Origin of the sequence: Mycoplasmopsis gallinacea (genome assembly GCF_012220205.1) — a bacterium.
In the GTDB taxonomy this organism is placed as follows: domain Bacteria; phylum Bacillota_I; class Bacilli_A; order Mycoplasmatales; family Metamycoplasmataceae; genus Mycoplasmopsis; species Mycoplasmopsis gallinacea_A.
Genome location: NZ_CP047225.1, coordinates 755,352 through 780,798 on the forward strand (window position 1 = coordinate 755,352; position 25,447 = coordinate 780,798).

The 25,447-nt window shown below is 28.8% G+C and carries 27 protein-coding genes and 3 pseudogenes; 25 read left to right on the plus strand and 5 right to left on the minus strand.

From position 1 onward, the window contains the following. Positions 1 to 152: 152 nt before the first annotated feature. The 23 genes and pseudogenes from GOQ20_RS03005 (at position 153) to GOQ20_RS03110 (ending at position 17,047) form a co-directional block, all read left to right on the plus strand. Positions 153 to 899, plus strand: coding sequence for a hypothetical protein (locus tag GOQ20_RS03005; protein ID WP_167845348.1), 747 nt, complete (start codon positions 153 to 155; stop codon positions 897 to 899). A gap of 88 nt (positions 900 to 987) precedes the next feature. Beyond that, the gene (locus tag GOQ20_RS03010; RefSeq protein WP_167845349.1) at positions 988 to 1,311 is read left to right on the plus strand and encodes a hypothetical protein; all 324 of its coding nucleotides are present in this window, start codon (positions 988 to 990) and stop codon (positions 1,309 to 1,311) included. A 160-nt stretch (positions 1,312 to 1,471) separates the two neighbouring features. After that, a complete protein-coding gene (locus GOQ20_RS03015) occupies positions 1,472 to 3,229 on the plus strand; it encodes a hypothetical protein (protein ID WP_167845350.1) in 1,758 nt (585 codons plus the stop codon). Between the two features lie 250 nt (positions 3,230 to 3,479). After that, positions 3,480 to 3,905, plus strand: coding sequence for a division/cell wall cluster transcriptional repressor MraZ (locus tag GOQ20_RS03020; protein ID WP_129620612.1), 426 nt, complete (start codon positions 3,480 to 3,482; stop codon positions 3,903 to 3,905). Positions 3,906 to 3,919: 14 nt separating this feature from the next. Beyond that, a pseudogene (gene rsmH, locus GOQ20_RS03025) lies at positions 3,920 to 4,823 on the plus strand (16S rRNA (cytosine(1402)-N(4))-methyltransferase RsmH). A 137-nt stretch (positions 4,824 to 4,960) separates the two neighbouring features. Next, positions 4,961 to 6,439 carry a cell division protein FtsZ gene (locus GOQ20_RS03030; RefSeq protein WP_167845351.1) on the plus strand — a complete coding sequence of 493 codons (1,479 nt, stop codon included), beginning with the start codon at positions 4,961 to 4,963 and terminating at the stop codon, positions 6,437 to 6,439. 246 nt (positions 6,440 to 6,685) lie between these two features. Then, the gene (locus GOQ20_RS03035; protein WP_167845352.1) at positions 6,686 to 7,156 is read left to right on the plus strand and encodes a transcription antitermination protein NusB; all 471 of its coding nucleotides are present in this window, start codon (positions 6,686 to 6,688) and stop codon (positions 7,154 to 7,156) included. Then, complete coding sequence (locus GOQ20_RS03040) at positions 7,137 to 7,625, plus strand: hypothetical protein (RefSeq protein WP_129620616.1); 489 nt, start codon at positions 7,137 to 7,139, stop codon at positions 7,623 to 7,625. The genes GOQ20_RS03035 and GOQ20_RS03040 overlap by 20 nt, the downstream gene beginning before the upstream one ends. A gap of 2 nt (positions 7,626 to 7,627) precedes the next feature. After that, positions 7,628 to 8,275, plus strand: a complete 648-nt coding sequence (locus tag GOQ20_RS04785) for an aminotransferase class V-fold PLP-dependent enzyme (RefSeq protein WP_318028568.1) — start codon at positions 7,628 to 7,630, stop codon at positions 8,273 to 8,275. Then, positions 8,263 to 8,787 (plus strand): aminotransferase class V-fold PLP-dependent enzyme, encoded by a 525-nt coding sequence (locus GOQ20_RS04790; RefSeq protein WP_318028569.1) that lies wholly within the window; start codon positions 8,263 to 8,265, stop codon positions 8,785 to 8,787. The genes GOQ20_RS04785 and GOQ20_RS04790 overlap by 13 nt, the downstream gene beginning before the upstream one ends. Before the next feature lie 126 nt (positions 8,788 to 8,913). Next, the gene (locus GOQ20_RS03050; protein ID WP_167845353.1) at positions 8,914 to 9,177 is read left to right on the plus strand and encodes a hypothetical protein; all 264 of its coding nucleotides are present in this window, start codon (positions 8,914 to 8,916) and stop codon (positions 9,175 to 9,177) included. Beyond that, a complete protein-coding gene (locus tag GOQ20_RS03055; RefSeq protein ID WP_167845354.1) occupies positions 9,164 to 9,952 on the plus strand; it encodes a Y-family DNA polymerase in 789 nt (262 codons plus the stop codon). The genes GOQ20_RS03050 and GOQ20_RS03055 overlap by 14 nt, the downstream gene beginning before the upstream one ends. Continuing rightward, positions 9,936 to 10,433, plus strand: a complete 498-nt coding sequence (locus tag GOQ20_RS03060; protein WP_167845355.1) for a DinB/UmuC family translesion DNA polymerase — start codon at positions 9,936 to 9,938, stop codon at positions 10,431 to 10,433. Before GOQ20_RS03055 ends, GOQ20_RS03060 begins: the two co-directional genes overlap by 17 nt. Before the next feature lie 5 nt (positions 10,434 to 10,438). After that, positions 10,439 to 11,539: a nicotinate-nucleotide adenylyltransferase gene (locus GOQ20_RS03065; protein ID WP_167845356.1), complete on the plus strand. Its 1,101-nt coding sequence runs from the start codon at positions 10,439 to 10,441 to the stop codon at positions 11,537 to 11,539. Next, on the plus strand, positions 11,539 to 12,273 hold the full coding sequence (locus tag GOQ20_RS03070) for a pseudouridine synthase (protein ID WP_167845357.1): 735 nt from the start codon (positions 11,539 to 11,541) through the stop codon (positions 12,271 to 12,273). The genes GOQ20_RS03065 and GOQ20_RS03070 overlap by 1 nt, the downstream gene beginning before the upstream one ends. Before the next feature lie 1,021 nt (positions 12,274 to 13,294). Next, positions 13,295 to 14,376 (plus strand): annotated as a pseudogene (locus GOQ20_RS04860) (M42 family metallopeptidase). Positions 14,377 to 14,441: 65 nt separating this feature from the next. Continuing rightward, a pseudogene (locus GOQ20_RS03080) lies at positions 14,442 to 14,685 on the plus strand (YneF family protein). Between the two features lie 42 nt (positions 14,686 to 14,727). After that, positions 14,728 to 15,141 carry a potassium transporter TrkG gene (locus GOQ20_RS03085; RefSeq protein ID WP_167845358.1) on the plus strand — a complete coding sequence of 138 codons (414 nt, stop codon included), beginning with the start codon at positions 14,728 to 14,730 and terminating at the stop codon, positions 15,139 to 15,141. A 2-nt stretch (positions 15,142 to 15,143) separates the two neighbouring features. Continuing rightward, the gene (locus GOQ20_RS03090) at positions 15,144 to 15,314 is read left to right on the plus strand and encodes a hypothetical protein (protein WP_167845359.1); all 171 of its coding nucleotides are present in this window, start codon (positions 15,144 to 15,146) and stop codon (positions 15,312 to 15,314) included. A 125-nt stretch (positions 15,315 to 15,439) separates the two neighbouring features. Further along, the gene (locus GOQ20_RS03095; RefSeq protein ID WP_318028573.1) at positions 15,440 to 16,051 is read left to right on the plus strand and encodes a potassium transporter TrkG; all 612 of its coding nucleotides are present in this window, start codon (positions 15,440 to 15,442) and stop codon (positions 16,049 to 16,051) included. Beyond that, the gene (locus GOQ20_RS04810; protein ID WP_167845360.1) at positions 16,012 to 16,176 is read left to right on the plus strand and encodes a hypothetical protein; all 165 of its coding nucleotides are present in this window, start codon (positions 16,012 to 16,014) and stop codon (positions 16,174 to 16,176) included. Before GOQ20_RS03095 ends, GOQ20_RS04810 begins: the two co-directional genes overlap by 40 nt. Positions 16,177 to 16,359: 183 nt before the next feature. Further along, a complete protein-coding gene (locus GOQ20_RS04815) occupies positions 16,360 to 16,503 on the plus strand; it encodes an NAD-binding protein (RefSeq protein ID WP_318028574.1) in 144 nt (47 codons plus the stop codon). Further along, a complete protein-coding gene (locus GOQ20_RS03110) occupies positions 16,484 to 17,047 on the plus strand; it encodes a potassium channel family protein (protein ID WP_318028575.1) in 564 nt (187 codons plus the stop codon). Before GOQ20_RS04815 ends, GOQ20_RS03110 begins: the two co-directional genes overlap by 20 nt. An 88-nt stretch (positions 17,048 to 17,135) precedes the next feature. Here the strand turns inward: GOQ20_RS03110 and GOQ20_RS03115 are convergent, their stop codons facing one another. After that, a complete protein-coding gene (locus GOQ20_RS03115; protein WP_167845361.1) occupies positions 17,136 to 17,729 on the minus strand; it encodes a DUF3137 domain-containing protein in 594 nt (197 codons plus the stop codon). Between the two features lie 330 nt (positions 17,730 to 18,059). After that, the gene (locus GOQ20_RS03120; protein ID WP_167845362.1) at positions 18,060 to 18,197 is read right to left on the minus strand and encodes a hypothetical protein; all 138 of its coding nucleotides are present in this window, start codon (positions 18,195 to 18,197) and stop codon (positions 18,060 to 18,062) included. A gap of 162 nt (positions 18,198 to 18,359) precedes the next feature. Between GOQ20_RS03120 and GOQ20_RS03125 the strand changes: the two genes are divergently transcribed. Beyond that, a complete protein-coding gene (locus GOQ20_RS03125) occupies positions 18,360 to 20,291 on the plus strand; it encodes a ribonuclease J (protein WP_167845363.1) in 1,932 nt (643 codons plus the stop codon). A 361-nt stretch (positions 20,292 to 20,652) separates the two neighbouring features. On the opposite strand, the gene GOQ20_RS03130 is transcribed toward GOQ20_RS03125, so the two are convergent. The 3 genes from GOQ20_RS03130 to GOQ20_RS03140 all read right to left on the minus strand — a co-directional run bounded on the left by GOQ20_RS03130 (position 20,653) and on the right by GOQ20_RS03140 (position 24,246). Beyond that, a complete protein-coding gene (locus tag GOQ20_RS03130; RefSeq protein WP_167845364.1) occupies positions 20,653 to 21,027 on the minus strand; it encodes an HNH endonuclease signature motif containing protein in 375 nt (124 codons plus the stop codon). A 155-nt stretch (positions 21,028 to 21,182) separates the two neighbouring features. Beyond that, positions 21,183 to 22,454 carry a nicotinamide riboside transporter PnuC gene (gene pnuC / locus GOQ20_RS03135; RefSeq protein ID WP_167845365.1) on the minus strand — a complete coding sequence of 424 codons (1,272 nt, stop codon included), beginning with the start codon at positions 22,452 to 22,454 and terminating at the stop codon, positions 21,183 to 21,185. 613 nt (positions 22,455 to 23,067) lie between these two features. After that, the gene (locus tag GOQ20_RS03140) at positions 23,068 to 24,246 is read right to left on the minus strand and encodes an IS30 family transposase (protein ID WP_167845067.1); all 1,179 of its coding nucleotides are present in this window, start codon (positions 24,244 to 24,246) and stop codon (positions 23,068 to 23,070) included. A gap of 732 nt (positions 24,247 to 24,978) precedes the next feature. Here GOQ20_RS03140 and GOQ20_RS03145 point away from each other — a divergent pair. Continuing rightward, positions 24,979 to 25,446: an L-threonylcarbamoyladenylate synthase gene (locus GOQ20_RS03145; RefSeq protein WP_167845366.1), complete on the plus strand. Its 468-nt coding sequence runs from the start codon at positions 24,979 to 24,981 to the stop codon at positions 25,444 to 25,446. Position 25,447: the final 1 nt, after the last annotated feature.

The window sequence follows — 25,447 nt, forward strand, 5'->3', positions numbered from 1 at the left end:
TTAATAATTTTTGAAAAAATATAGCAAAAAAAATAATTTTTTTAGTTCCTATTTTTTGGATTAAAAGTTCAAAAATTAATTCTAAAAAACTGCTATACAAAAATTTAGATTTTTTAGAATTAATTTTTATTATTTTATAATTATTTATAGATATGAAAAAATTACTTTTAAATCTAGGCGCCCTTACTAGCATTTTGCTTCCATTAAGCACTTTTATTTCTTGCTCATTTACTCTTGATGGAACTAAAAAAGAATTTAAAAATTTGCTTGAGGAACTTAAAAACACCAATAAAAATAATAAATATGATTATTTGATTTGATCAATGGAGCATTATTTAAATTCAATTGAGCAAGCAATTGATGGTGTGAAAAATAATGCAAATATTAAAGATGAAACTCGTCTCAAACTCAGAGCATGAATTGAAGCTTTATTGCAACTTGCTAAAACAATTAAAGAAAAAAATGATTCTGGAAATTATCTTCCAACTTCTAGTTATGCTTCTGAAAAGGCGCAAATAGATGCAATTAAAGCTTACAAATTTTTATCATTACCAAATAACGATGAAGTAGAAGAAATTTTTGTATCAGTTCAAGAACAGTTAAATGATAAAATTAAATGAACTGAAGCACAACAAGTAGAAATTCAAAAGATTGTTAATGCGCTTAATAATAGTTATAACTATTATTACAATGGGTATAAACAAAATCTTCTTAACTTCTGAAAAACAAAAAATTTTGAATGAAAAAATAATCAAAATGAAGATCTTAAACCTAGAATTTATAATGATTTAAAAAGCAAGATTGATTTATTTAAAAATCTTAAAAATAGGATAAAAAATAACGGAACAAGCACAGCTGAAGAACTTTTTGAACTAGCTAGAGCAAAAGTTTTTTGATAAAATCACATTTTTTAGTGTTAAACTTATTACGGCATAAAAATTTTTAAAAATGCACAATTTAAAATATATAGGAGAATAAAAAATGACTATGAATAAAAACAATTTAATGAAAGTTTTTAAAGTCCTTTCATTAATTTTCTTAGGAGCATTTGTTATTTCTTTTGCTGTGTGATTAATTTTCCTTATTAACCACTTAAGATTCTATTCATCAGAAATTGAATACCTTAGATTAATTGAAGATGGATATACACAAGTTTCTCAAACAGGACTTCTTATTAAAGAAATTTCATTATTAGAATCAAGATTAAACACACCAGAAATATTTGCTATTGTTTTTGCGGTTCTTACTGCAGTTTCTGTACTTGGACTTTCTTTGGTAAAACTTTTAGTCAAAGACGAAGATGTAAAATAACAATAAAATGTAGAGCGATAAGCTTTACATTTTTTATTTGATTTTTAAGGTTAAACTAGCTTATAAAATTTATGACAATTAATGTGTAAGTATTTCCATAATTTGGGGCAATATAACAGCACTCCCAACAAAAAAAAAAAACAATTATATAATGAAAAATATGAATAAAAAAATAAGAAGATTGAGAAATATTTCGCTACTTACAATTAGCTCTTTTTCTGCATTTGGAGCTTTTTCGTGTAGTCAAGGTAGTGCAAACAGCCAAATAAAATACAATTATGATAGTATGAAAAATTCACAAGTAATTTCGCTTGATATTGCAAGAACTTTAAAAGCAACTGAAGATATGCCTTACTATGAATTTTTCAAAGACACACTTAAATCAGCACAAAATGATTATCCAAGTGTTTTTCTTGCCAGAAATGCTTCGCAAGTATTTATTACCAGCTTTATGCAACTTTTAACTCAGCTGAATTTAACTAAAAAAGGCTTAGATAAATACAATGATGCAATTTATCTAATTGATGAAAAAGTATTTGATTATGCAAATACAAACAATTCAAGATTCAATTTTGATTATTTATTTAACAAATTTGGTGATGTTTTTGGAGAAAACAAAGCTTTAAATCTTGAAAATGGCGAAATTGGAATTTTAGGTAACACAAAATTTGTTTCAAGCAGCAACACTTCTTATAGCATTTTTCCTAGAACTCTTAATGAACTTGTTAGATACTTAGCTCCATATTTAGCTCAAGGAGTTAAATTATTTGATTTTTATATTCCAGATATTTCATTTGTTGGTATGAATGATAATGTAAGAAATTGAATTATTAAGCACGCTAACAAAATTACACTTTTAAGCGACGGTAATGCTCAACCATATAAATTTATTCGTGATAATTACATTAAATGAGCTAAAAACCAGAAAGTTCATTACACTAAAGAGCAGCTTCTTGATTATTGAAATAAACATAAAGCTAGCCCTGGTGTTCAGCTAGATATCAATTATCATTTCTTTTACACTTTAGAGGAAAAAATTAAGATTTTCAACCTAAATAATTCATATATTGAACCTTTTAATGAGGAATTAAGAAATCGTGGTCTTGACTGAGCTCAGTTAAAAATCCATCAATACCCTTTAAATCCAAATACAATTAATGAATATTTAAACTTACCAAATAATAATATTGTTGAGGATTACTTAAAATTAAATAACCTTTATCAAAAATCTTTTTTAGATTTTGTAATTCAAGGAAAAGAAGTTTATGACCCTAATAAAAAGAATTTAATTTTTATGGGTTCATCACTTTTTAGAAAAAATGAAAAAACTGGTGAGTGAAGATTTGCAACTCAAGAATATGCTCTTAATGAAATTAAGTCATTTTTTGCAAAAATAGAAGAACTTTATCCAGTATCTGAATACAACTATTTTTTTAAATTGCACCCAGTGTATGACGAAAATGAATCAAAAGAATATATTAATTTCTTACTTGGTGATTTAGCAAATAAAGCAATTCTTTTAAATTCAAGCATAGCTTGAGAGAATATGCTTACAGTTGATTATGAGCAAATTAAAAATAATAAATCAATTTTATTTACTGAAAATGGAGAATCAAAAACTCACCTTTATGGTATTCAAGGAACAACAACTGTTATTCTTTCAACAATAACTTTCTTAAAAGAAGCTTTAAAATGAAACGATGAACAGGTGAAAAATTTTGTGGATATTAAAAACTTCCCACTTTCTAACACCTTTGATATTGTTAAGCGTGATATTCATTATGCTACACCTGATGAAGCAAAAATTGCAAACACTAAACAGATGAATAGTGTCTATGAATTTTTTGTTGCATCAGGCTCATTCCCAGCTCCTAAAGAATGAATTGATATGAGAGAATTTTTAACTAGAACCAAATAATTCTTATTTATGTACATAAATAAAATAAGCTAAAACACACAGCAATAATTGTGAATTTCATTCCAATTTTGCTGTGTGTTTTTATTATTAATAATAAGGGTTATTTTTTAAGAAAATTAAGCAATTTTAAGGCACCAAAAAGTTGATTTTTTCTATGGAAAATTTCCACATTTAGAAAAAAATAAATTTTATTTATTAATAAGGCATATTTTATATTGTAAAATTTTGGTAGAGAGTGGGAGGAAGTGGTATGTTTGGTAGACACAATAGAAATCTTGACGATAAATACCGTGTTGTATTGCCATCACCATTTAAAGAAGAATTAGGCGAAAAATTTTATTTAACAATCGGATTAGATAAAAACGTCGAAATCAGAAGTCAAGATGTGTTTAATCAATACATTAACATTTTAAATGGTAAATCCGAATTTGACAAAAACGTCAGAATCTTAAAAAGATTTATTTTGGGGAATACTTTCGAAATCGAACTTGATAAACAAGGGAGAATTTCATTACCTAAACACATTATTGACTCGTTAGCTCTCAAAAAAGAAGTTGTCTTTATCGGGACAGGTTCAATAGTTGAACTTTGATCAAAAGAAGTTCTTGAAGAACACGAATCCTCAATCTCAAATGATGAATTATCTAATATAGCACAATTGCTATCTCAACAATAAGGGGTAATTAATTTATGAAAAATGAACATTACTCCGTTTTACTTAATGAATCCATTGATGCATTAAATATAAAACCAGATGGAATTTATGTGGATCTTACCTTAGGAATGGGTGGACACTCAGAGCAAATTTTAAAAAGATTAACAACGGGTAAACTTTATGCTTTTGATAAAGATGAATTCGCTTTAGAACAAGCAGGAATAAGATTATCAAAAGTCTCAGATAGATACGAGCTAATTAAAAGTGATTTCAAAGAAATAAAATCAGAATTAGCTAAAAGAAATATATACCAAGTTGACGGAATAATTGCTGATTTAGGAATTTCATCACCACAAGTTGATAATTCAGAAAGAGGATTTAGCTATAACAAAGACGCACGATTAGATATGCGAATGGATCAAACACAAGAATTTTCAGCATATGAAGTTGTAAATGGTTACGAATTAACCCAATTGGAAAAGATCCTGATTAATTACGCTGATGTAAAGCTCGCTTACCGAGTTGCGAAAGCCATTTGTGATTCACGCCCAATTGAAACTACAATGCAGCTAGTTGAAATTGTTAAAAGTTGTTACCCAGCAAAAATGCTACGTGCTAAAAATCCAGCTAAAGCAGTTTTTTCAAGCGATAAGAATTGAAGTAAACAATGAACTTGATTCTCTAAAACAAATGCTTAATGATGCATTGAGTCTTCTCAAAACTCAAGCTACACTAGCAATCATTACGTTTCATTCTATCGAGGATAAAATTGTCAAAAACTTTTATGCCAATATTTCTCGTAATGATATTCCTTCAAAGATGCCTATCATGATACAAGATAAGTACTTTGTTAAACAAATAAAGCCTTCAAAGGTTGAATTAGAAGAAAACAAACGTTCACGTAGTGCTAAATTACGCATCGTTCGAAGATTATTTTAGTTAAAAAGCGCATTTAATTATTTTAACTAGTAGAACAATTAACACAGAAAAATATAGGTTTTTTAAAATAAACAACAAAAATAAGTAACGAAATCAAGTAATGAAAATAAACCAAAAATCAGGGAAGGGAGTAAAATATGAATTTCGAAAATCGTTCATTTGATAGACAATCAAATAATATGAACAATAAAATGAAAAATTTCAACAAAGTTGATGCAAATAAATTATCACTTAAAGTAATCGGTGTAGGTGGTGGAGGTAACAACGCTGTTGGAATGACAATTAATGAAAACTTCCCTAATGTAGAATTTTTAGTTGCAAATACTGACTTTGGAGCCTTACATAAGGTTAACTGTAATAATAAAATTCATCTTGGTAAAGATAAAAGAGGATTAGGTGCAGGAAGTAACCCAGAAGTTGGGAGAAATGCAGCACTAGAATCTCTTGAGGATATCACAACAAAGCTAGATAAAGCCGATGTTATTATAATTGCAGCTAGTCTTGGGGGTGGAACCGGAACAGGTGCATCACCAGTTATTGCAGATGCTGCTAGAAAACTTGGAGCTTTAACAATTGCTGTTGTTACAACACCTTTTATTTACGAAGGTACAAGAAAAATGAGAGTAGCGAAAGCTGGTCTTAATGAACTTAAAGAAAAAGTAGATGCTTATATCGTTGTTTCAAACGAAAAACTTATTGAAAAATTCTCATCAGTGCCTGCTGAAGACCTTTTCAAAATGGCTAATGTTTCACTTAAAAACATTATTTTAGCTATTAATGACGCTCTTTATAACACAGGTACAATTAACATTGACTTTGCTGATGTAAAAAGAATTTTATCTAACGGTGGATTAACAGCTGTTGGAATTGGAAAAGGTAACGGAACAGATCGTGCTAAAAAAGCTGTAGATAAAGCGTTCGAACAATGTTTATATGAAAACGATATTACTAACGCAAATAGAGTTTTAATTAACATTACCCATGATTCAAAAACCACACAAGCAGAAATTCGTGATGCGGTTAACCGTGTTTATGAAAAATTTGGAATCGACCCAAAAGCGGAAAATAACCCATTTGAATGTATTGTTGGTCAACAAAAAGTTGAAACACAAGATAAAACTGAATTATTTAAAGTTTCAATTATTGCTACAGCAACATCAAGCGAAAATGTTGCCAAAGACCCATATTCTTTGTCAGTAAGTTCACAAAATAATTATCAAAGTCCAAGCCCGATTTATATTGACGTTAATGAACAACCAGATACAGGAGAGTTCATTCTTGAAGAAGAAAGCGTTGATGTTGAAGGGAAATTAGAACAATCTCTTAAACACCTCGATCAATTTACAGATGGTGATGAAGGTGATGATGATTTTGCAGAAGAATTTAGCGAAGAAGAACAAGGATTTGTCGGATATTCAAGTCAAGATGAAGATGTCATTAGTTTTCCAGAGGAAGAAAATCTTGTTCAAGGACCTGAAATTGAAAGCGATTTATCAGAAACTAAAGAAATTAACGGAATCTTAAATGTGGATGATGATTCCCAAGATAAATGAGACAAACCAGAAAAATTTGATGAAGAAAATGATGACGAAGATTGATTTAACAATAATTATTAATAATTCGATGTCTTAGAAGAATATAATAACCAAAGATAAATTAATCAAACTCAAAAGAAGTATTTAACTAATTTTTAGCAAGCCTAGCTTGCTTTTTTTATACAAAAATTAGCAAAACAATTTAAAATAAATTAATAAAGCTATACCGTTCAAAAATTTGCCATTTTCTAGCTTTATCGAGTTTGTTATTTTATATATTAATTTAAATTAATATATAATTAAAATAATATTATTAAGGAGTAATAAATGAAAACAAGAACCCAATCGAGAATTGAAGTTATTAATGTGATTTATCAACACGAACTTTTAGAAAGAAGTTTAAATATTGAGCAAATTTTTGAAAATCACACAGAATTAGATCAGTATCAAATTCAACTTTTACAAAAAATTGCTAATAACTATCAATTTTTAAAATCAACTTTAATTAAGCTTTTTAACACAAACTGACAATGAGAAAGAGTAAGTCCGCTTGTAAGAGCGATTTTAATTAATGCAGCAGCTGAAATGTTCTCAATCCAACCTAAAATTGTAATTAATGAAGCTGTTAATATTACTAAGTTATTTTTAGGAAATGACAAAGATGAACCTAATTCAAAAGCTGCTAAGCTTTACAAATTCGTTAATGCTATTCTCGAAAATTACTACAAACTTTTAGTTAAATTAGAAGTTGATGCAATTAAAATGGATCAAGCTGAAAATGAAGAAATTCACAAGTAAAATCACAAGCCGGATTGCAACTGCCCTTAGACGTTTTAAATACAAAATTTATTTTTTGATGTGAAAAAGAAAGATTATTTACTGCCTTAATATCTTTAAATCATTTGGTGTTATTGATTTTGATTTTAAAGACAACATTAATGATTTTTTCTCAAAAAATAAATGACCATCAATTAACGAATTTGTGATCGATTTTAGAAAAACGTTCATAATTATCAAGGAAGATCAATATTTAAGCCTTGTAGATAATTTTTTATTTTATGTTTTTTACGAGCTTACTTATCGCGCTTTTAAAAAACAAATTAAATTACCATTTTTTAAAATGCAGCCATATAGCAATAAAACTCAAAATGTTATTCCTACAAATAATTTAAAAAGATCTTATTATTACAATTTTTTAGATCAAATTCGAACTTATCCATTTTTTGATAATCAAAAAATTATATTAATTTTAAGAAAGATAAAATAAAGATGATTGACAATACTAAAATTCGTAAAAGCTTTCCAGTTGCAAATCAAATCACTTATTTTGATAGTGCAGCGCTAGTTTTAAAACCGCAAGTTGCTATTGACGCAATGACTAATTTTTACCAAAATATCAGCATTTCTTCAAGAACTGCCGATACATCGAGGGGTAATTTGGTTAATCAAACAATCATTAAGGTCAGAAAAATGGTAGCTAATTTACTTGATGGACAAACCGAAGAGATTATTTTTACCAGTGGAACAACTGAGTCAATTAACCTTTTTTGTTATATGTACCAAGAGCAAGTTGGTAAAGGAGATGTGATTTTAGTTAGTGCTTATAATCACTCTTCAAATATTATCCCATGGCTTGAACTTGGAAAAAGAAGCGGGGCTAAAATTATTATTTCTGAAAATTTAATTGATGATTATGATAAGCATCAGCCTAAATTAGTCTCAATTAGCCATGAAACCAATAACTTTCATATCGATTATGATTTAGATTTATTAGTAAGTAAAACTCAGCAAGATGGAGTTATTTTATTTTGTGATGCTGCTCAATCCATTTCACATCAAAAAGTATCTTTAGATGTTTTTGATGTGATCGTTTTAGCACCAACAAGTTTTATGGACCTACTGGAATGGGTGTTTTAGCGGTTAAATCGAACCTTCTTAAAAACCTAAAACCCGCTAAATTTGGGGGTGGATCAGTTAGTGCGATCCAAAAAAATGGAATTTGAATTGCTCGTAATGGAGCTAACTTCTTTGAACCAGGAACTCCTGATATTGCTGGATTTTTCATGTTTGAAAAATCTTTAGAATTCTTTAATTCGGTAGGATATGAGCAAACTCAAGCAATTTTAACTGATTTAAGCAACTACTTGCATAAGAAATTGTCTGAACTTGAAAATGTAGCACTTTTTTCTAAACCAGGTGATTTTATTGCTTTAATTAACGTTAAAGATGTTAATGCACAAGATGTAGCCACATATCTTGGAACTAAAGAAATATATACAATTGCAGGGATTTTCTGTGCTCCGTATTTAAGAAATATCAAAGATTCTTATTCATATTTAAGAATTTCTCTAGGTATTTACAATAATTATGAAGATATTGACAAATTAGTTGAAGCAATTGCAAATGGAGGTGATTTTTATGCATTTTAATCCAAATGATGCCCGTGAAATTATAATGTCAAATTACAAAAAAGCTAAAGAACACAAAAATGTGTTTCATTTTGTCAGCGAAACATGTAGCGATGACATTTTTCTTTATGCTAAATTTGAAATGATGTGTTAGTTGATTATGATTATACAGCCAAAGGGTGTTCTGTGTTTCTTTCAGCAACTGAGATGTTTTTAAACCTTGTAAAAAATAAAACAAGAAGCCAAATTAAAGAGCTTTATGCACTTTTTGATCAATTTATTAATCAAGAAAACCTTACAGAAGAGCAAGTGACATCTCTTGGAGATTTATGAGTTTTCTTTAACGTAAAAACTCATTTAAATAGAGTTGCTTGTGCTTTATTAACACCAAAAAACCTTGAAAAACTTTAGTAATAAACCAGTCATTTTTCATATTGATTTTGACTCATATTTTGTAAGTGCTGTAAGAGTTTTAAAGCCATTTTTAAATGGCAAACCAGTTGCCATTGCTTATAACCGTCCTAATGCTATTTCGGTGTCAGTGAGCTATGAATTAAAAGTTTTGGGTGTTAAAACAACTGATAAAGTTGTTGATATTAAAAAGAAAGTTCCAAATGTAGTAGTTGAAGAACCAAGGTTTGATTTTTTTAATACTTTGTCAAACAAAATTTTTAACTACCTTGGAGATAAATATTCTGAAAAATTGCTTGTAGCTTCAATTGATGAATGCTACCTTGAAGTTTCACATTTAGTTTCAAATGAGCAGCAAGCAAAAGAACTTGCTTTCAAAATTCAATCTCAAATTATGAAGCTTTTTAAAATTCCAATTACCATTGGAATTTCGCATAGTAAGTTCTTTGCAAAAATGACTACAAACATTTCCAAACCTTTTGGAATTGGTTATACAGACGAAAATAACTACCAAGATCAGTTTTTTAGTCTTCCAATTAAAGAGTATCACGGAATAGGAAAAGCTAGCGTAATTAAGCTTAAAAAGCTAGGGATTGAAAAAATTGGTGATTTGATGAATTTTTCCAAAGATAGCCTGGAGCTTAAAAATATTTTTGGAATTAACATAATTAAAATCTTTGAAAATTTAGATCCAAAGATAATGGATACAATTAGCAATGACTTTGAAGAAGAAAAAAGCATCGGTAAAGAAATAACTTTTGAAAAAATATGATAAAACAAACATTATTGAAATTCGTAAGCACTTACAAAATATTAGTTTAAATATTGCAAACCGCTTAAAAAGCAAACTCCTTATTAGTAATGTAATTGTCTTAGTAGTTCGTTTAAGAGATTCAAATAAATGAAAAAGTAAACAAATGAAATTAGATTTTTATGTTGATAGTGATGATAAAATTTTCCAAATAGCTTGAAATTTATATACTGAAAATTTTGAAGGGACAAAAATTATAGGAATTGGAATTAGAGCTACTGGGCTTATCAGTGTTTTTGATTTAGAAGAAAACCTTAATTTATTTGACAAAAATAGCACGCTTAAAAAAACAAACCAATCAAGTAATGTTTCATCTTTGATAAACCAAATTAATCGTAAATTAGGTAATAAAAAATTAATGACTGCAAAAGAATTACAACTTCAAAATGATAGTGATAGTGAAAATAATAAATTCTCGCATAGCGGAAGAATTTTTAGAAAGTAGGAAATATGAAAATAGGACTTTTTGGTGGAAGTTTTAACCCGATTCATAAAGGGCACATTAAAATAGCTCGTTATGCAATGAAAAAGCTAGAATTAGACAAAATGATTTTTATTCCAACATCAATTTCACCTTTTAAACAAAAAGGTAAATCAGTTTCGGGTCAAGACAAAATTAACATGATTAATTTAGTGCTAGAACCAGGGATGGAAGTAAGTGATTTTGAAGTTAAAAAAGGTGGAGTAAGCTATACTTTTGAAACCATTAGATACTTTAAAAATCTTTATAAAGATGATCAACTTTACTTTTTAATTGGTAGTGATAATTTACCTAAATTACACAAATGAGAGCATATTGATGAAATTGTTGATACTGTAAATATGGTGGTATTTAAAAGAAGCAAGAAGTTTAACAAACTCAATGCTAAAAAATACAAATTGCAAATTTTAGATAATCCAATTTTTGAATATTCTTCAACTCAGTACAAAAAAGGATACTTAAATATGGTTGAAGATAGGGTGCAAACATACATTCAATCTAAAGGTCTTTACGTTGAAGAAATTATTCATAATTCTCTTTCGGCTTTAAGAGCAAAGCACAGCTTATATTGTGCTGATTTTGCTGCTAATTTAGCTAAAACAATCAATTTAAGTGCTAAAGACGCTTACCTTGCTGGGATTATGCATGATGTTGCTAAAGAATGAAGTGAAGAAGCTTCAAGAGATTTTATTAATGCTTACGCTCCTGAATATAATGGAATTGCTTCTCATAAGCTTCATCAAATTTGCGGGTATTTGTGAGCTAAAGAATATTATTTACTAGAAAATGAAGCTATTTTACACGCTATTAAAGTGCATACTACAATGGATGATGGGACTGAAAATGAACTTTCTAATTTAGATAAAGTGCTTTTTATTGCAGATAAAATTTGTCATGGAAGAAAAGCTCCTGGAATTCAAAAAATTAGAGAACTTGTGTTTAAAGATTTTGAAGCTGGCTTTAAAGAAGTAGTAAAATTAACTTATGATTTTAACATCCAAAAAGGTGTAGTGTTTGATAAGCGAGCTAAACAAATTTATGATAAATACTTAAAAATAGAGGAAAAATAATGGGATTTGTAGAACAAGAAAGATTGCAAAAGATTCTTTCACAAGCAGGGATTGCTTCAAGAAGAGAATCTGAAGAATTAATTAAAAAAGGAAGAGTTGTTGTTAATGGAAAAGTTGCAAAACTTGGGGATAAAGCAAGTTTTAAAGATGAAATTTTAGTTAATGGAAAACCAATTCAAGAAGAAGAAAAAGTGTACTTTTTACTTAACAAGCCACCTAAAACAGTGTGCACCCTTAAGGATAATTTTAATCGCACCATCGTTACTGATTTAATTGATACTCCTTATAAAATTTTCCCAGTAGGTCGTCTTGACTATGATACAACTGGTGTTTTACTTTTGACTAATGATGGGGAAATGGCGAATAAATTAATTCATCCAAAATATCAAATCCCACGTGTTTATAGAGCTAGATTAAATTCGCCACTAACACCAAAAGAGCTTAAGTATTTAAATACATCTGTCCAAATTAACGGAAAAGAAAGCAAGCAAGACGTGCTTGTTGCTGATAATAAAAGCTACTTTGTTATTTTAACCGTAGGAACTTATCACCACGTTAAAGAGCTTTTTAAATTAGTTGATCGAACTGTTTTAAATTTAAAAAGGATTGAATTTGCAGGACTTACAATTGAAGGGCTTCCAGTTGGAGCTTATCGAAGGTTAAAATTAAAAGAATTGAAATTTATTCGCACATTATTGGAGAAAAAAGATGAAGAATTGAATCAGAAAAAATAAACTTTTCTCAGTTTTGACTTCAATAGCAATTTTTGCTCCAGTAGCTATTGCAGCTTCTTGCGGTTCTTTTGAAAAAAAACTTAGCACAGAAGATAAACAAAGAGAAGCTACTTGAAAAAAAGAGATTGCATCATTAAAAAGTTATTATGAAAACTTTAAAAAATTCTGAGATGATAAATATGATAATGGCAGCCTAACTTCACCTAAAAATTTTGGTTTTTATTATAAAAATATAATGGAAAAAGTTACTGCTTTATCTAAAGCATTACAAAAAGTGCATGCAAAAATTAATGATCAAGAATTTGAAGGTAAAGAGCAAATTATTCAAAGGTTTTTTACCGAAACTGACCTAAGCGAAAATGTTATTAAAACTTATATTGATGCTTACAATAGATTCAGTCAAATTAACTCCCATTTTGAAGCTTTAAAAAACCAACGTTCTTTTGAAGGTGCGTCAGGAACAAGTAATAAATATAGGGAATATTATGACAGAATATTTATTGAAGGTAATTCTGAATTAGTTTTTGACCGTGAATTTGATGATCTTTTCACAGATAAAAGTGTGCAAGATCTTTTAGATAGCTATAACAGTTTTTGATATGACAAAGAACTTCATAAAATTGATTATGCTGCTCTAGCTGAAAAAATTCAAGTTGATGCTAGTGGCGAAAATAAAGTTATTGCTCATAAAGAAGCAATTGGAAACATCATTAAAGAATGAGCTACTGTTGTTGCTCAAACTGATTCAGTTGCAAATCAAAAAATTAAAGAGTTTATTGGCTATTTAAAAGATTCAGAACTTCAAAATAATGGTGAATTTCATACATTAATTGTAAATATTGAAGATCTTTATAGCCAATTTTTAGAAAGCATAAATTTAGTAACAAGTCAATTTGGTAACAAGTATCCATATGAAAAAATCTTAAATAGCTTTAATGAAAATTCAGATTTAGTTAAATTCAATAATAAATTTAAAGAAATTAAAGGACTTATACCAAAGTTGAAAAAATTAAGGAGAATCATGCAACAAGAATTTAAAAATCGTTTAATTAAGTACTTAGAAATTTATGGAATGAGCCGTTATGAAGAACCTGTAGTTGATGAAATTAAAAAAGAACTTGGTTCATTAAATTATGAAATTTCAAGAGATAAAATGGGTTCACTTATTTTCCATAAACCATCAAAAAATCCTAATGCGCCTAAAGTTATGATTGCTGCACATATGGATGAAGTTGGTTATTTAGTAAGAATGATTGATGATAAAGGACAATTACTCCTTACACCAGTTGGTGGAATTTGACCTACAGTAGTAGTTGGCACTAAAGCCACTTTAATTAATAATGCTGGTGAAAAATTTGATGGTGTATTTGGACATACATCAATTCACATTATGGAAGCTGAAAAAAGTATCAAAAGCAATTACAAATAAAGAAATTTACGCAGATTTTGGGTTTAAAAATAAACAAGATGCTTTAGATAACGGTGTTGAAATTGGTGATAGAGTGTACCTTTCAGGAGAAACAATTCATTTTAAGGATCCTAATTTAGTAGGTGGAAAATCAATGGATAACCGTGCTGGAGTGACTGTTTTAGAATTTATTGCTAAAGAAATGGCAAACAAAGAATTAGATGTGAATTTATATTTAGTATGAACAGTGCAAGAAGAAGTAGGAACCAGAGGTGCTAAAAACATCCGTAAGCGTGGTAAATCCCGATGTAGCTATTGCTTTAGATACAACTTCAAGCCACGATACCATTGGAACTATTCCAGGTACAACTGCTTTATTTAAAGGAGCTGCTTTAAGAGTGCATGATGGTGGAACTATGATGGATCCAAAGTTAGTTAATTTCTTTGTAAATACATCTAAAAAATACAACATTGATGCTTATAAATTTGTAGCAGCTGGTGGTGGAACTGACGCAGCACAGCTTCAATATTCAAAAGGTGGAGCAGCAACTATTACAATTTCACTTCCTCAAAGATATCTTCACAGCCCAATTGGAGTATGTGCAATTAGTGATTTACTTGCAGCTAAAGATTTACTTGTTAAATTTTTAGAAGATTTCAATACTTCAGAATATGATAAAATTAAATACAATTAAAAATAGATAGTTTTTTGTTTTAATAAATTACTTCAATTTAATATTAAAATTTTAAGGAGGTCGCAATGATTGAAATGTCAACATCAAGTTTTGTGCTTATGATTGTTTTTGTAATCATCGGGGTTGCGGTTGCTGCAGGTTTATTAACATTTTTCCTTGTGCGTAGAATGTTCCAAAAGCAACTTAAAGAAAACCCACCTATTTCAGAAAAAATGATTCGTGTAATGTTCCAACAAATGGGGACGTAAAGCAAGCGAAAGCCAAATTAGACAAGTTATGCGTTCAATGCAAATGCAAAAGATTAATTAAAGCACAGTAAATTGTGCTTTTTACTTTTAATAAAGGAAAATTATGAAATTAAGAGAAAGATGACGTTTATGAAAAAACAGAACAAAAATTGGTTCTTTTTTCAATAAATGCAATTTTTTGTGGATCAAGCACGTCAAAAACAAGAAAAATCTTAAATTCCTTTTTCTTGTCTATATAGCAATTGTCGTCATTTCGAGTTTGCTTTTATGAAGTCCTTGAACACAAAATTTAAGCCCATCTTCTGGAAATACAGCAATTAGCTACATTGATGCTATTTTTACAACAAGTAGCGCCTTTAGTGATACTGGGCTTGTTGTTAAAGATACTTACAAGCATTGAAATATCTTTGGGCAAGCTATTATTGCAATTTTAATTTTTGCAGGTGGGGTAGGTATTTTTGCTCTAAAAATTTTCATTTTTAACTGAATTTTTAGGCGTAAAAATATTCAATTTTAGAAATGAAGCTCCTTCAAAGTGAAAGAGGGGGAACAGATTCAGCTAAAGTTGGCAAATTAGTTATTTCTGCAGTTAAATTCTTAGTTTTAACCATTATTTTATTTGGTTTTATTTTAAGCATTTACTTTTACTTTACAGATATTAATACAACTAGCGGAATTAAGAATATTTAGCTAAAAATGGTGAAATTGACGCTAATGGAGTTTGACTTAATTCGCCAAAAGGAGATTGAGCTAAAGCTTTTAGATTTGGATTTTTCCACACTATTAGCGCTATTAATAATGCTGGTTTTGACATTATGTCTGGCTTTTCGCTAATGCCTTATTACACAGATTATTTTGTGCAAATTTGCTTTATTACACTTTTTATCATTGGTGGTTTAGGTTATCCAGTTTTATTTGATTTAAAAGGGTATTTTTCACACAAAATTAAGCGTAAAAAATCAAGATATCATTTTACTTTATTTACTAAATTATCTCTTAGCGTATACTTTTTAGTCTTTTTATTTGGACTTGCAACTAGCTTAGGATTTGAACTTACTTCTACTAATATTGAAAGTATGTGAAATAAGCTTGATTCTAGCGGCCAAAATTATTTTTATGGAAATGTATTTAACCGTTTATTTGGAATTTTCTTCACTAGCTTTTCAACTCGTAGTGCTGGATTTTTCACAGTTCATCTTAAAGACTTTTCACTTGGTTCAACAATCACTTTTATGATTATGATGTTCATTGGTGCTTCGCCAGCATCAACAGGTGGTGGAGTAAGAACTACTACAATCGGTGTGTTTTTAATGTCAATTTTCAATATGGTTGTAGATAAACCAAGAGTTAGAATTTTCAAAAGAGCTATTAAAAAGATACAGTTGATATGTCAAGTAAAGTGCTTGGAATTGCCTTTATCATTGTAATTGTAGCCTGCTTTATTTGCTTTAGTTCATTTAGCGATTATGGTGGTAAAATCATTACATCAGCTTCGCAAGCTGATGTATCTAAAGTTCCTGTTTATGGAACTGAACATATTCTTTTGAAGTAGCTAGTGCCTTTGGAACTACTGGTTTAAGTAGCGGAATTACAGCAAGTTTAAATACAGCTTCCAAAATAACCATTTTAATTGTGATGTTTATTGGTCAATTTGGAATTTCTTCAACTTTATTAGTGTGAAAAAGAAAACGCAATAACCATCGAAGTTATGAATATGCTGAAGATGATGTTGCAATTGGATAGGAGAAAAAATGAAATTAAATATTCTAACGATATCTGTGTTATTGGGACAGGTCGTTTTGGTTCAGCTGTTATTGAACAACTTTTAAAAATGAACAAAAACATTTTACTTATCGACCGTGAAGAGGAAAAATGTTAAAACTTATAATAGCGAAGTTGATCACATCATCATTGCTGATGCAACTGATACTAGAGCTTTAAAAGGAGCTGGTGTTGACCAAGTTGAAACCGTGGTTGTTGCTGTTTCAGATAATATTGAAATTATTGCTGCTTTGAAAGAGCTTAGAGTAAAAAACATCATTGCTAGATCAAAAAGCAGAAACCACGCAAGGGTTCTTAAACAAATTGGTGTAAATATTATTGTTAGTCCTGAACATGAAGCAGGAGTAAGAACAGCACTTATTGCTGCTAATACCAATTTTATTAAATATAGCCAAAACTTACAAGAAATTGGAAATAACTTCGTCTTTGGAACCACATCATTACATAATCCAGATTTATTTAACAAAAAGCTTTCTCAACTTAATTTCAATGAAAGAGAAATTACCGCAATTCTTGTAAAAAGAAACTCTACCCCAATGCGTCCAACCGGAGATTTAGAGCTTTTTGAAAATGACCAAATCACTATTGTAGGTCAAGTTGATAATGTTACCGAAGCTTTTGAATGATTTAACGAAAAATAATATTTGCAAGCCTATTAAGGCTTGCTTTTTATATAGAAAAGCACCTAAGGAAGATTCCTTAAGTGCCATATTATCGATAAATATAAATTTATAAGTATAATGAAAAGTGTAAAAATGCAATTAAGTAATAAAAGCTAAATGAATCTGAATAAATATCTTTAACAATTGCTTTAAAAACTTTTTCTGATTTAACTGAGAAAGCAAAATCTAAATTCATAAATCCTTTTTCACCAATATTTGAAAACATTACATATTCACGGCTTGCTATTGATGAAATAGAAGGCTCTGGGAATTTAACATTTTTTCTTTCTTTATCGTATCAAGCAACGCTAGTTTCCATTGCTAAAGGAGTATACATTTGTCTAATTTTTAATTCATTATTAGTTGTTAATTTGAAAATTTTATTGAATCTATCATTTTCAAGTTTAACTTTATTTCCTAATGGATTGTTTCCACGGAATAAAGTGAAGTTAAATTGTCTGTCCTTTAAAATTGATGTATCTACTTTTATATATGAATTTCATCTATTGCGTTCTCTTTGATTTTTTCCGCTTCCTTCAACTCAACGGTAAAGCACATTTTGAGTAACGACCATATATTTATTGTGAAGTAAAAGTTTTCTAGGTGGTGTAATGTCAATAATTTTTGCATCACTAGGAATTGAAACATTGTGGTAATACATTTCTTCTTTAGTAATTTCTAAATTAGTATCTACACCTTGACTATTTAATGCGCCGATTTCTTCTCTTGTTAAATAGTTAAAATCATCTCCGAAAATTTGAAAGCTTTTATTATAAATAAAATCTTCATTTAAGCTTCTAAGAATTGAATTTTTAATAGTGTCTTTATTTTTCTTGTAAATTCAAAAGAAAATAGCTGCTATAGCTATGGAAGCAATCAGTCCAATTAATGAAATTATTAAAACAACTCTTCCAAAAGTGGTTTTATTAAGTGCAAAAACCGCAAGATAATATTAAAAATAAAAATCCAGTAATAACAGCAATAATCCCGATTATTCTTCCTTTTCTTGCTTTTGCAACCTCAGGTCCTTTATACGCTTTTCAACATTTTCTTTGATAAAAGGCATCATTTCTTCTTTGAATTTTGTGAAAAATTCATTGCTAGACATTGGGTCTTTTATGATTCTCATATTTCTCCTTTTTAGTAGCTTTTAGGAACGAAATTAAATTATTTAATTTCCCCATAAAGTCATATTTATATTATAATATAAACTGTATTTAAACTTTTTAATATGTACCAATGTTTATTTTCAAATTAATAATTATTAACTTAAATTTTTATAGGAGTATTTATGGAAGCAACTAGAATAATTCCGTTAGGTGGTGTTGAAGAAATCGGTAAATCGACTCTGATTGTTGAACACAAAAACCACATTTTTTTAATTGATGCAGGTATTAAATTTGCAGATACTTATAACACAGGAGTTAAGGGAATTATCCCTAATTATGAGTATTTAAATGGTAAAGGTAAAAAGATAGAAGGTCTTTTTATCACTCATGGTCACGAAGATCATATTGGTGGAGTTGTTTATTTAGTTAAACAAACAAAAATTAAGAAAATTTTTGCTCCTAGAATTGCTATTCAGTATTTAAAATTAAAATTTGAAGAGCATGGAATTACACGTCCTATCGAATTTATCGAGATGCAAAAAGCTGATGTTTATCATTTTGCTAATAATGAATGTAAAGTGGATTTTTGAACCGCGCAGCACTCAATTCCAGATGCGTTCGGAATTAGAGTTACTACTCCAAATGGTTCAATTATGTGTACTGGTGATTTTAGATTTGACTATACCCCAATTGGAAATTTAACTGACTTTGCTAGACTTGACCAAATTGGAAAAGAAGGGTTAACCGCTCTTTTAAGTGATTCAACTAATGCAATGCGTCCTAAACATTCGCCAAGCGAAAGTGACATACTAACTGATATTGAAGCTCATATGCTTAATGCTAAAAAGAAAATCATTATCACAACTTTTGCATCTAACTTAACTAGGGTAAAAGTTATTATTGACCTTGCTGTAAAGCTTAAAAAGAAAGTTATTTGTTTTGGACGTTCAATGATTCAAGGGATTAAAATTGGTCGTAAATTAGGTTATATCAATGTTCCTGATGGTGTTATTATTGATAAAAAACAACTTCCAAATACTAAACCTTCTGATTTAGTGATTTTAACAACTGGTTCTCAAGGTGAACAACTTGCAGCATTATCAAGAATGAGTTATGGAAAACATGCTTCAATTAATATTGAAAAAGGTGATGTTGTTATTTTCTCTTCAAGTCCAATTCCAGGGAATAGAATGATCATTGAACTTCTTGTAAACCGTTTATATAAACTTGGAGCTATCATCAAAGAAAATGGTGTTGATGGATATTTACATACTTCAGGGCACGCTTACCGTTATGAGCATGATAAAATTTTCCAATTAACTAAGCCTAAATACTTCCTTCCTTATCATGGAGAATTTAGAATGTCTGTAGCACATGGAAATACAGCTATTGAAAATGGTGTTAAAAAAGAAAATGTAATTATTATCCGTAAGGGTGTAGTTTACAATATGCTTAAAGGTGAAATTTTTCCAACTGATGAAAAAGTTGATTTTGGGCCAGTGTATATTGACGGAAATACCGTTTTATCTCTTTCAAGTGATACTTTAAAACAAAGAATTCAACTTAAAGATAGTGGTTTTGTGAATATTGTTTTTGTAATTGATGCAAAAACAAACTCAATTGTAACTCGTCCACAAATTATCACTAGAGGAGCTTTCTTTGTCAAAACTTCAAAAGAACTTGTTGAAGAAAGTAAACGTGTAGCACATGGTGCTGTGCTTTATCACATTAAAAATAATAAGAATTGAACTATTGCTGAACTTGAAAAAATTGTTATTGAGCGTTTAAGCACTCTTTATTACAAAGAAAAACGTAGAGATCCAATTATCATCCCTACCTTTATCTTAACTAATGAAAAACCTGATAATGTAGTTGGTAAAACCAAAATTAATTTTACTAACTCAAGAACCTTTGTTGCTGAGTCAGAAAATGAAGAAGAGCAAAATAATCAAGCAAATCGAAACAATAAAGATAAAAAGAAAAATAAGCCAAAGCAAAACAAACGTAAAACTAATTTAAAAGGTCAAAAAGAACTACTTAATGAAGTTAAAAAATCAATCTTTGGAGATATCGAAGTTGATCAACTTGATATTGATGAAGAAGACGAAAAATAAAAACATACCTTTTTAAAGTGCCATAATTTTTGCACTAAAGGTATGTTTTTTATCTAAAAAGAATTTCTTATGAATAAAAATTATGATGATATTTATATTTTTCATAAGTTTGACACTTTGGCATTTTTTCATACTTTTTGAATTTCTTAATATATGTAATATATTAAGAAAACTAGATTGTAATTTGCATTGCAACGCGGGAGGTCAAAAACACAAGAAAAAAGGCATGACTACACGCCACGCTTTTTTCTTGTGTTTTTGTTTCCTTTAAATTTATTAAAATTTTTTTGTGGTGTTTTTGTTGCACTGGAGATTACACTCAAGCAATTCTAGGCTTGAAACCTAGAATTTTTAAATGATTTTATTTTTTGTTTTTAATAAACTTTTTATTTGGTGATAAAATAACATCTTCACCCAATTCATAAATAATACCAGCTGTTCTTTTTCCTGGCATTTTTTGTCATTGATAAAATGTTCCATTTACCTTTGCACTATTTTTGTCACCAAATTCTGAATTTGATAAGATGTGAACAGGAATTGTATTTTCAATGTCATTGCTTCCATTTAATGATATAGGTTTTACATGATGAATGTTTCAACCAAATGCGCTTTTACGATTATTAAAAGCAGATTTATTCATTGTTCTTCCTGCAAAATCCTTTACTCTTGTTTGAGTTCCATAATAACTTTCTCAAATTTTTTCTGCTTTTTCTTTAGTGATGTTAGAATTAGCCATATGAATTTACCTTTCTAATGAATCTCTTAATATTTTTTTGATCTCATCTGCTGTTTTTTCTGAATCTTCATTGTAAATAATGTGTAAATTCTTAACAAGTTTTTTATTATGTGAACATTTTCAATAAATTGAATTTTGATTTTCATATTGTTTACTTACTTCAGCAAAAAATCTATCATTTCTTGGAAGAGCTTCAGCTTCTCTAGATTTATCTTGTCCACTTCTTTTTTGTCTTCTTTTTTAATTTCTTCATAATCAGCTGTAATAATAAAGAAATGATCAAGAGGTTTTACACTTTTAAGTAAAAGCACTGTTAAAATTTCAATGATTTTTCATTTAATTTTTTGTATTTTACTAAAGAAACCTAATTTAATGTGCACTTCAGAAAATAACATATCATCAATTGGATATCTATCAATAATGTAATTGCTATCTGCTAGCTGCATTCTATAAAGCTGTTTTCTTCTATATTTGAAAAATAACTTTTGTGTTTGATATGCTCTTTGAGGTATATCCTCCATATATTTAACAAAATATGCTTCGTTTTGTTTTGTAGATTGAATGAAACTTGTTTCATCAAGAAGTTCAAATTCATTTTCTTTAAAAAAACTACTTAAATTATTAATAACTGTTGTTTTTCCAGTTGCACCAGGCCCTCCAAAAGCAATTAAAATTTTAGGTTTAATGTTTTTGGTTTTAAAGAAAATATAAATACTTAAACAAGTATAAAAAACATTAATAACAACTACTGAAATTGAAACAAATCCAATTCCACTAAAAAACGCAATAGCAAGCAAGTTTTTAACAATTCATAATGCTCAGGTTTGATAAAAACCTAAAATCATCATAATAAGAGCTACAGCGCTAACTGCATTTATTGTTGTGCTTATAATTCTTGCTGTTCAATAATAATTAAAGTTTTTGCCGTATTCAGCAGATTCTTGATTTAAAATTTTCGCTCAACCGAGGTTGACGATAGGCGTAACAAAATAGAATAAAACAAAGAAAATAACAAATACAATGCTAAAGAAAATAGTTGAATAAATATTTAAAATAAACATTTTTACTTTTTTATTAATAACCATTGAATATCATAATGTGCTAAAAATAGGTACAAAAATAAATAGGGTTAGAATAAAATCCGCAGTCAAATTGACTGATAAACAGAATAACCCAAAGCAAAGTGAATGTATTATCCCAAATGGAAATGCCAATGCTTTACGTTTATAAAAATATCAAGTAGAAATAAGTCCGAAAACACCAGAAAGTCCTGAGCCAATAGCTAGAATTTTCTGATAAAGTTGTCCTGTTTGTCAAGCTCATGTATTGTCTGAAATTGAATAAAGTGATAAAAATGTTAGAAAAATGAATGTTAATCCAATTAAAAAATATTTCATGTTTTTGTTTTTTAAAATTTGTTTTTGCATTTTGCCCCCTAATTTTATATTATAGAAAAAAAAAAAAAAAAACAAAATCAAAGCAAATAACTGCTAAAAATTGGAAAAGTGACGCGCAAGTTAAGTGTCAAAAAAATAACAATGCTTTTTTAATGTTTAAATTATAAAAAAATTAGAGCTAAAAATGAATAAATACTGACAAAGGTAAAATCAAAATTGCAAGCCCTTGTGGCTTGTTTTCTTATAAATTTTGAAGTTCTTTTGCTTCTTTTCTCCGAAAGAAAAGAAGGCCTGTGCGGCAGCGCAATCTTTGAATCTGTAACAAAAGATAGACATAGAACAATACAGCGATAAACTGACATTACACATCAAATGGGCTTCAACCACAAAAATCTAGTTTAGCGCTTAAATACCAAGCTTTCTTTTATTGCTATTAATTTGAATTTTGAAGTTCTTTTGCTTCTTTTCTCCGAAAGAAAAGAAGAGAAGGCCGCGTGCCAACGCAATTAATGTATTTGTAACAAAAGACTGTCATTACAAGACTATTCTTATTTAAACTGATATTTACACAAAAAATAGTTTTTCTTCACATAAATTTGGTTTAGGTCATCATTCTTGAACTTAGCATTTATTGATATTAATTTTAATTTTCTATTGCTAATATTCTTTTGTATTCATCGATTTGTTCTTTGATTCAAAACACGTATTCTTGTGTGAGTGAATTGAAACTTTTACCCTTCGGAATAAATCTTCTAATGTATCTATGAGCATTTTCAATTGAACCTTTTTGATACGAAGCATAAGGTTTACATTTAAATAACTTTTTCTTACCTACCACTTTATGAAGAAGTGTGTTTTCACTACCGTTATCTACTGTTAAGGTTTTTATTTCGAGATTGTATTTTCTTATTAACATCCTTAATGCTTTGTTAATTGATTTTGCATCTCTTTTTGTTAAAGCAATGTATAACTCTCTAGTTTTACGATCTAAAAGTGTGAAAAGAACAAACTTATCTTCTCTTTTACCAACTACTGTATCAGCTTCAAAATGACCTTTTTCTAATCTTAAATTTGCTTCTTTAGGTCTATATTTTACGTCTCTAGCGTGTATCAATGACCTTTTACCTTGCTTTAATGTAGTTTTTGTATAACCACCTCTTGATAAATATAAAAGCGGGTCAAAAGAAAGTTTTATTCTTTGTTGCTTTAGAGCTTTGTAAACTGTGCTAAATGTAGGACAAAAAGCATTTTGATTTGTTTGTTTAAACGAGTTAATCATAAACTTAACAGACATTTTACATTTAATGTTTTTAGAGTTTTTGCTTGCTTTTTTTCTTAATTCTTTAGTTACATCGTTTCAATATTTCTTAAAGTGACTTCACTTATTTTTTTGTGATTCTGACACTATCATTAACCTTTTGGTTTTATAACTAAGCAAATGATTTGATAGTTTTCTGAACGAGAGAAATTTAGTTATAAAAATTTTAGATCCGCAAATTTTGCAAATAACTTTATTTTTTAGGCTTTTATGATAGTCATTTTTTTCAATCATTATTTCCATTTTTTGCTTAACCGTTCTAGATTGATAACCAAAATATTTCGCCGCTTTTGATACTGAATTCAACAATAGAACTTTCAAAATAATTTCCCACATTAAGAGTATAGATATTTGTTTATCTCTAAGCAACCTTTTAGACGAAACATTTGAGTGAAGACGTTTTATCTCATCATCAGATTCTTTGATGATGAAGTGACGGAAGTTTTCAGCATTATTTTTTACACAAATAATATTTTGTTTAGATAAATCTATTAATTTTTTCATATAATAAAAATGTGTCCTTTCTATTTAGCATTATTATTTTACACAATGGACACAAAAAAGTCACACGCATTAAATTTGCGTGTGACTTTTCTAATTTATAAGCAAATAACTGCTTTGATTGCTAATTTAATTCTTTTTTGACTATATTACAGTAAAATCCTTCAATCCCTATTCCGTGCACACTGCCAATAAGCGGCACAAAACAAAGCATGAAAAGAACTGTTATTTTATTTGGAAATCCTTTAGTTCCGAGTCAAATTATAAAGACAATTAAAGCGATTAATTTGACTAGATAAAAAAGAGTATAAAAAAATCCCACAAGTGGGAAACTTGGGGGTTTAAACACTCTTTATTACAAAGAAAAACGTAGAGATCCAATTATCATCTCTGCCTTTATTTTAACTAATGAAAAACCTGATAGTGTAGTTGGTAAAACTAAAATTAATTTTACTAACTCAAGAACCTTTGTTGCTGATTCAGAAAATGAAGAAGAGCAAAATAATCAAGTAAACCGAAACAATAAAGATAAAAAGAAAAATAAACCAAAACAAACGTAAAATCAATTTAAAAGGTCAAAAAGAATTACTTAACAAAGTTAGAAAATCAATCTTTGGAGATATCGAAGTTGATCAACTTGATATTGATGAAGAGAATGAAAAGTAAAAACATACCTTTTTAAAGTGCTATAATTTTTGCACTAAAGGTATGTTTTTTATCTAAAAAGGATTTATTATGAATAAAAATTATGATGATATTTATATTTTTACCACAGATACTGTCTGCGGAATAGGTTGCAAAGTATTTTCCGGATCAATTAGCAAACTTTTTGAGCTTAAAAATAGACCAATTGAGAAAAAAATCATGATTTTAGTCTCATCAATCAAAATGGCTCAGTCTTTTAATCAATGAAATGAAAAAGCTACAGAAGCGGCCTTAAAATATTGACCAGGAGCTTATTCAATTATTATTAATGATCAAGGTTTTAGAATGCCTAATAATGCAAAGTTATTAAAATTCTTAGAAGAAAATGGACCTATGTACGTCACTAGTGCTAATAAAAGTGGAATGAGTCCAATTGATATTAAAGACGCAAAAGTTGTATTTCCGCAAGTAACCAATGTGTTTGATTTTGGAAAGCCTAATGGTAAAGCCAGCACCATTATCAACTTAGATACTGGAGAAATTATTGAGAGAAATTAAA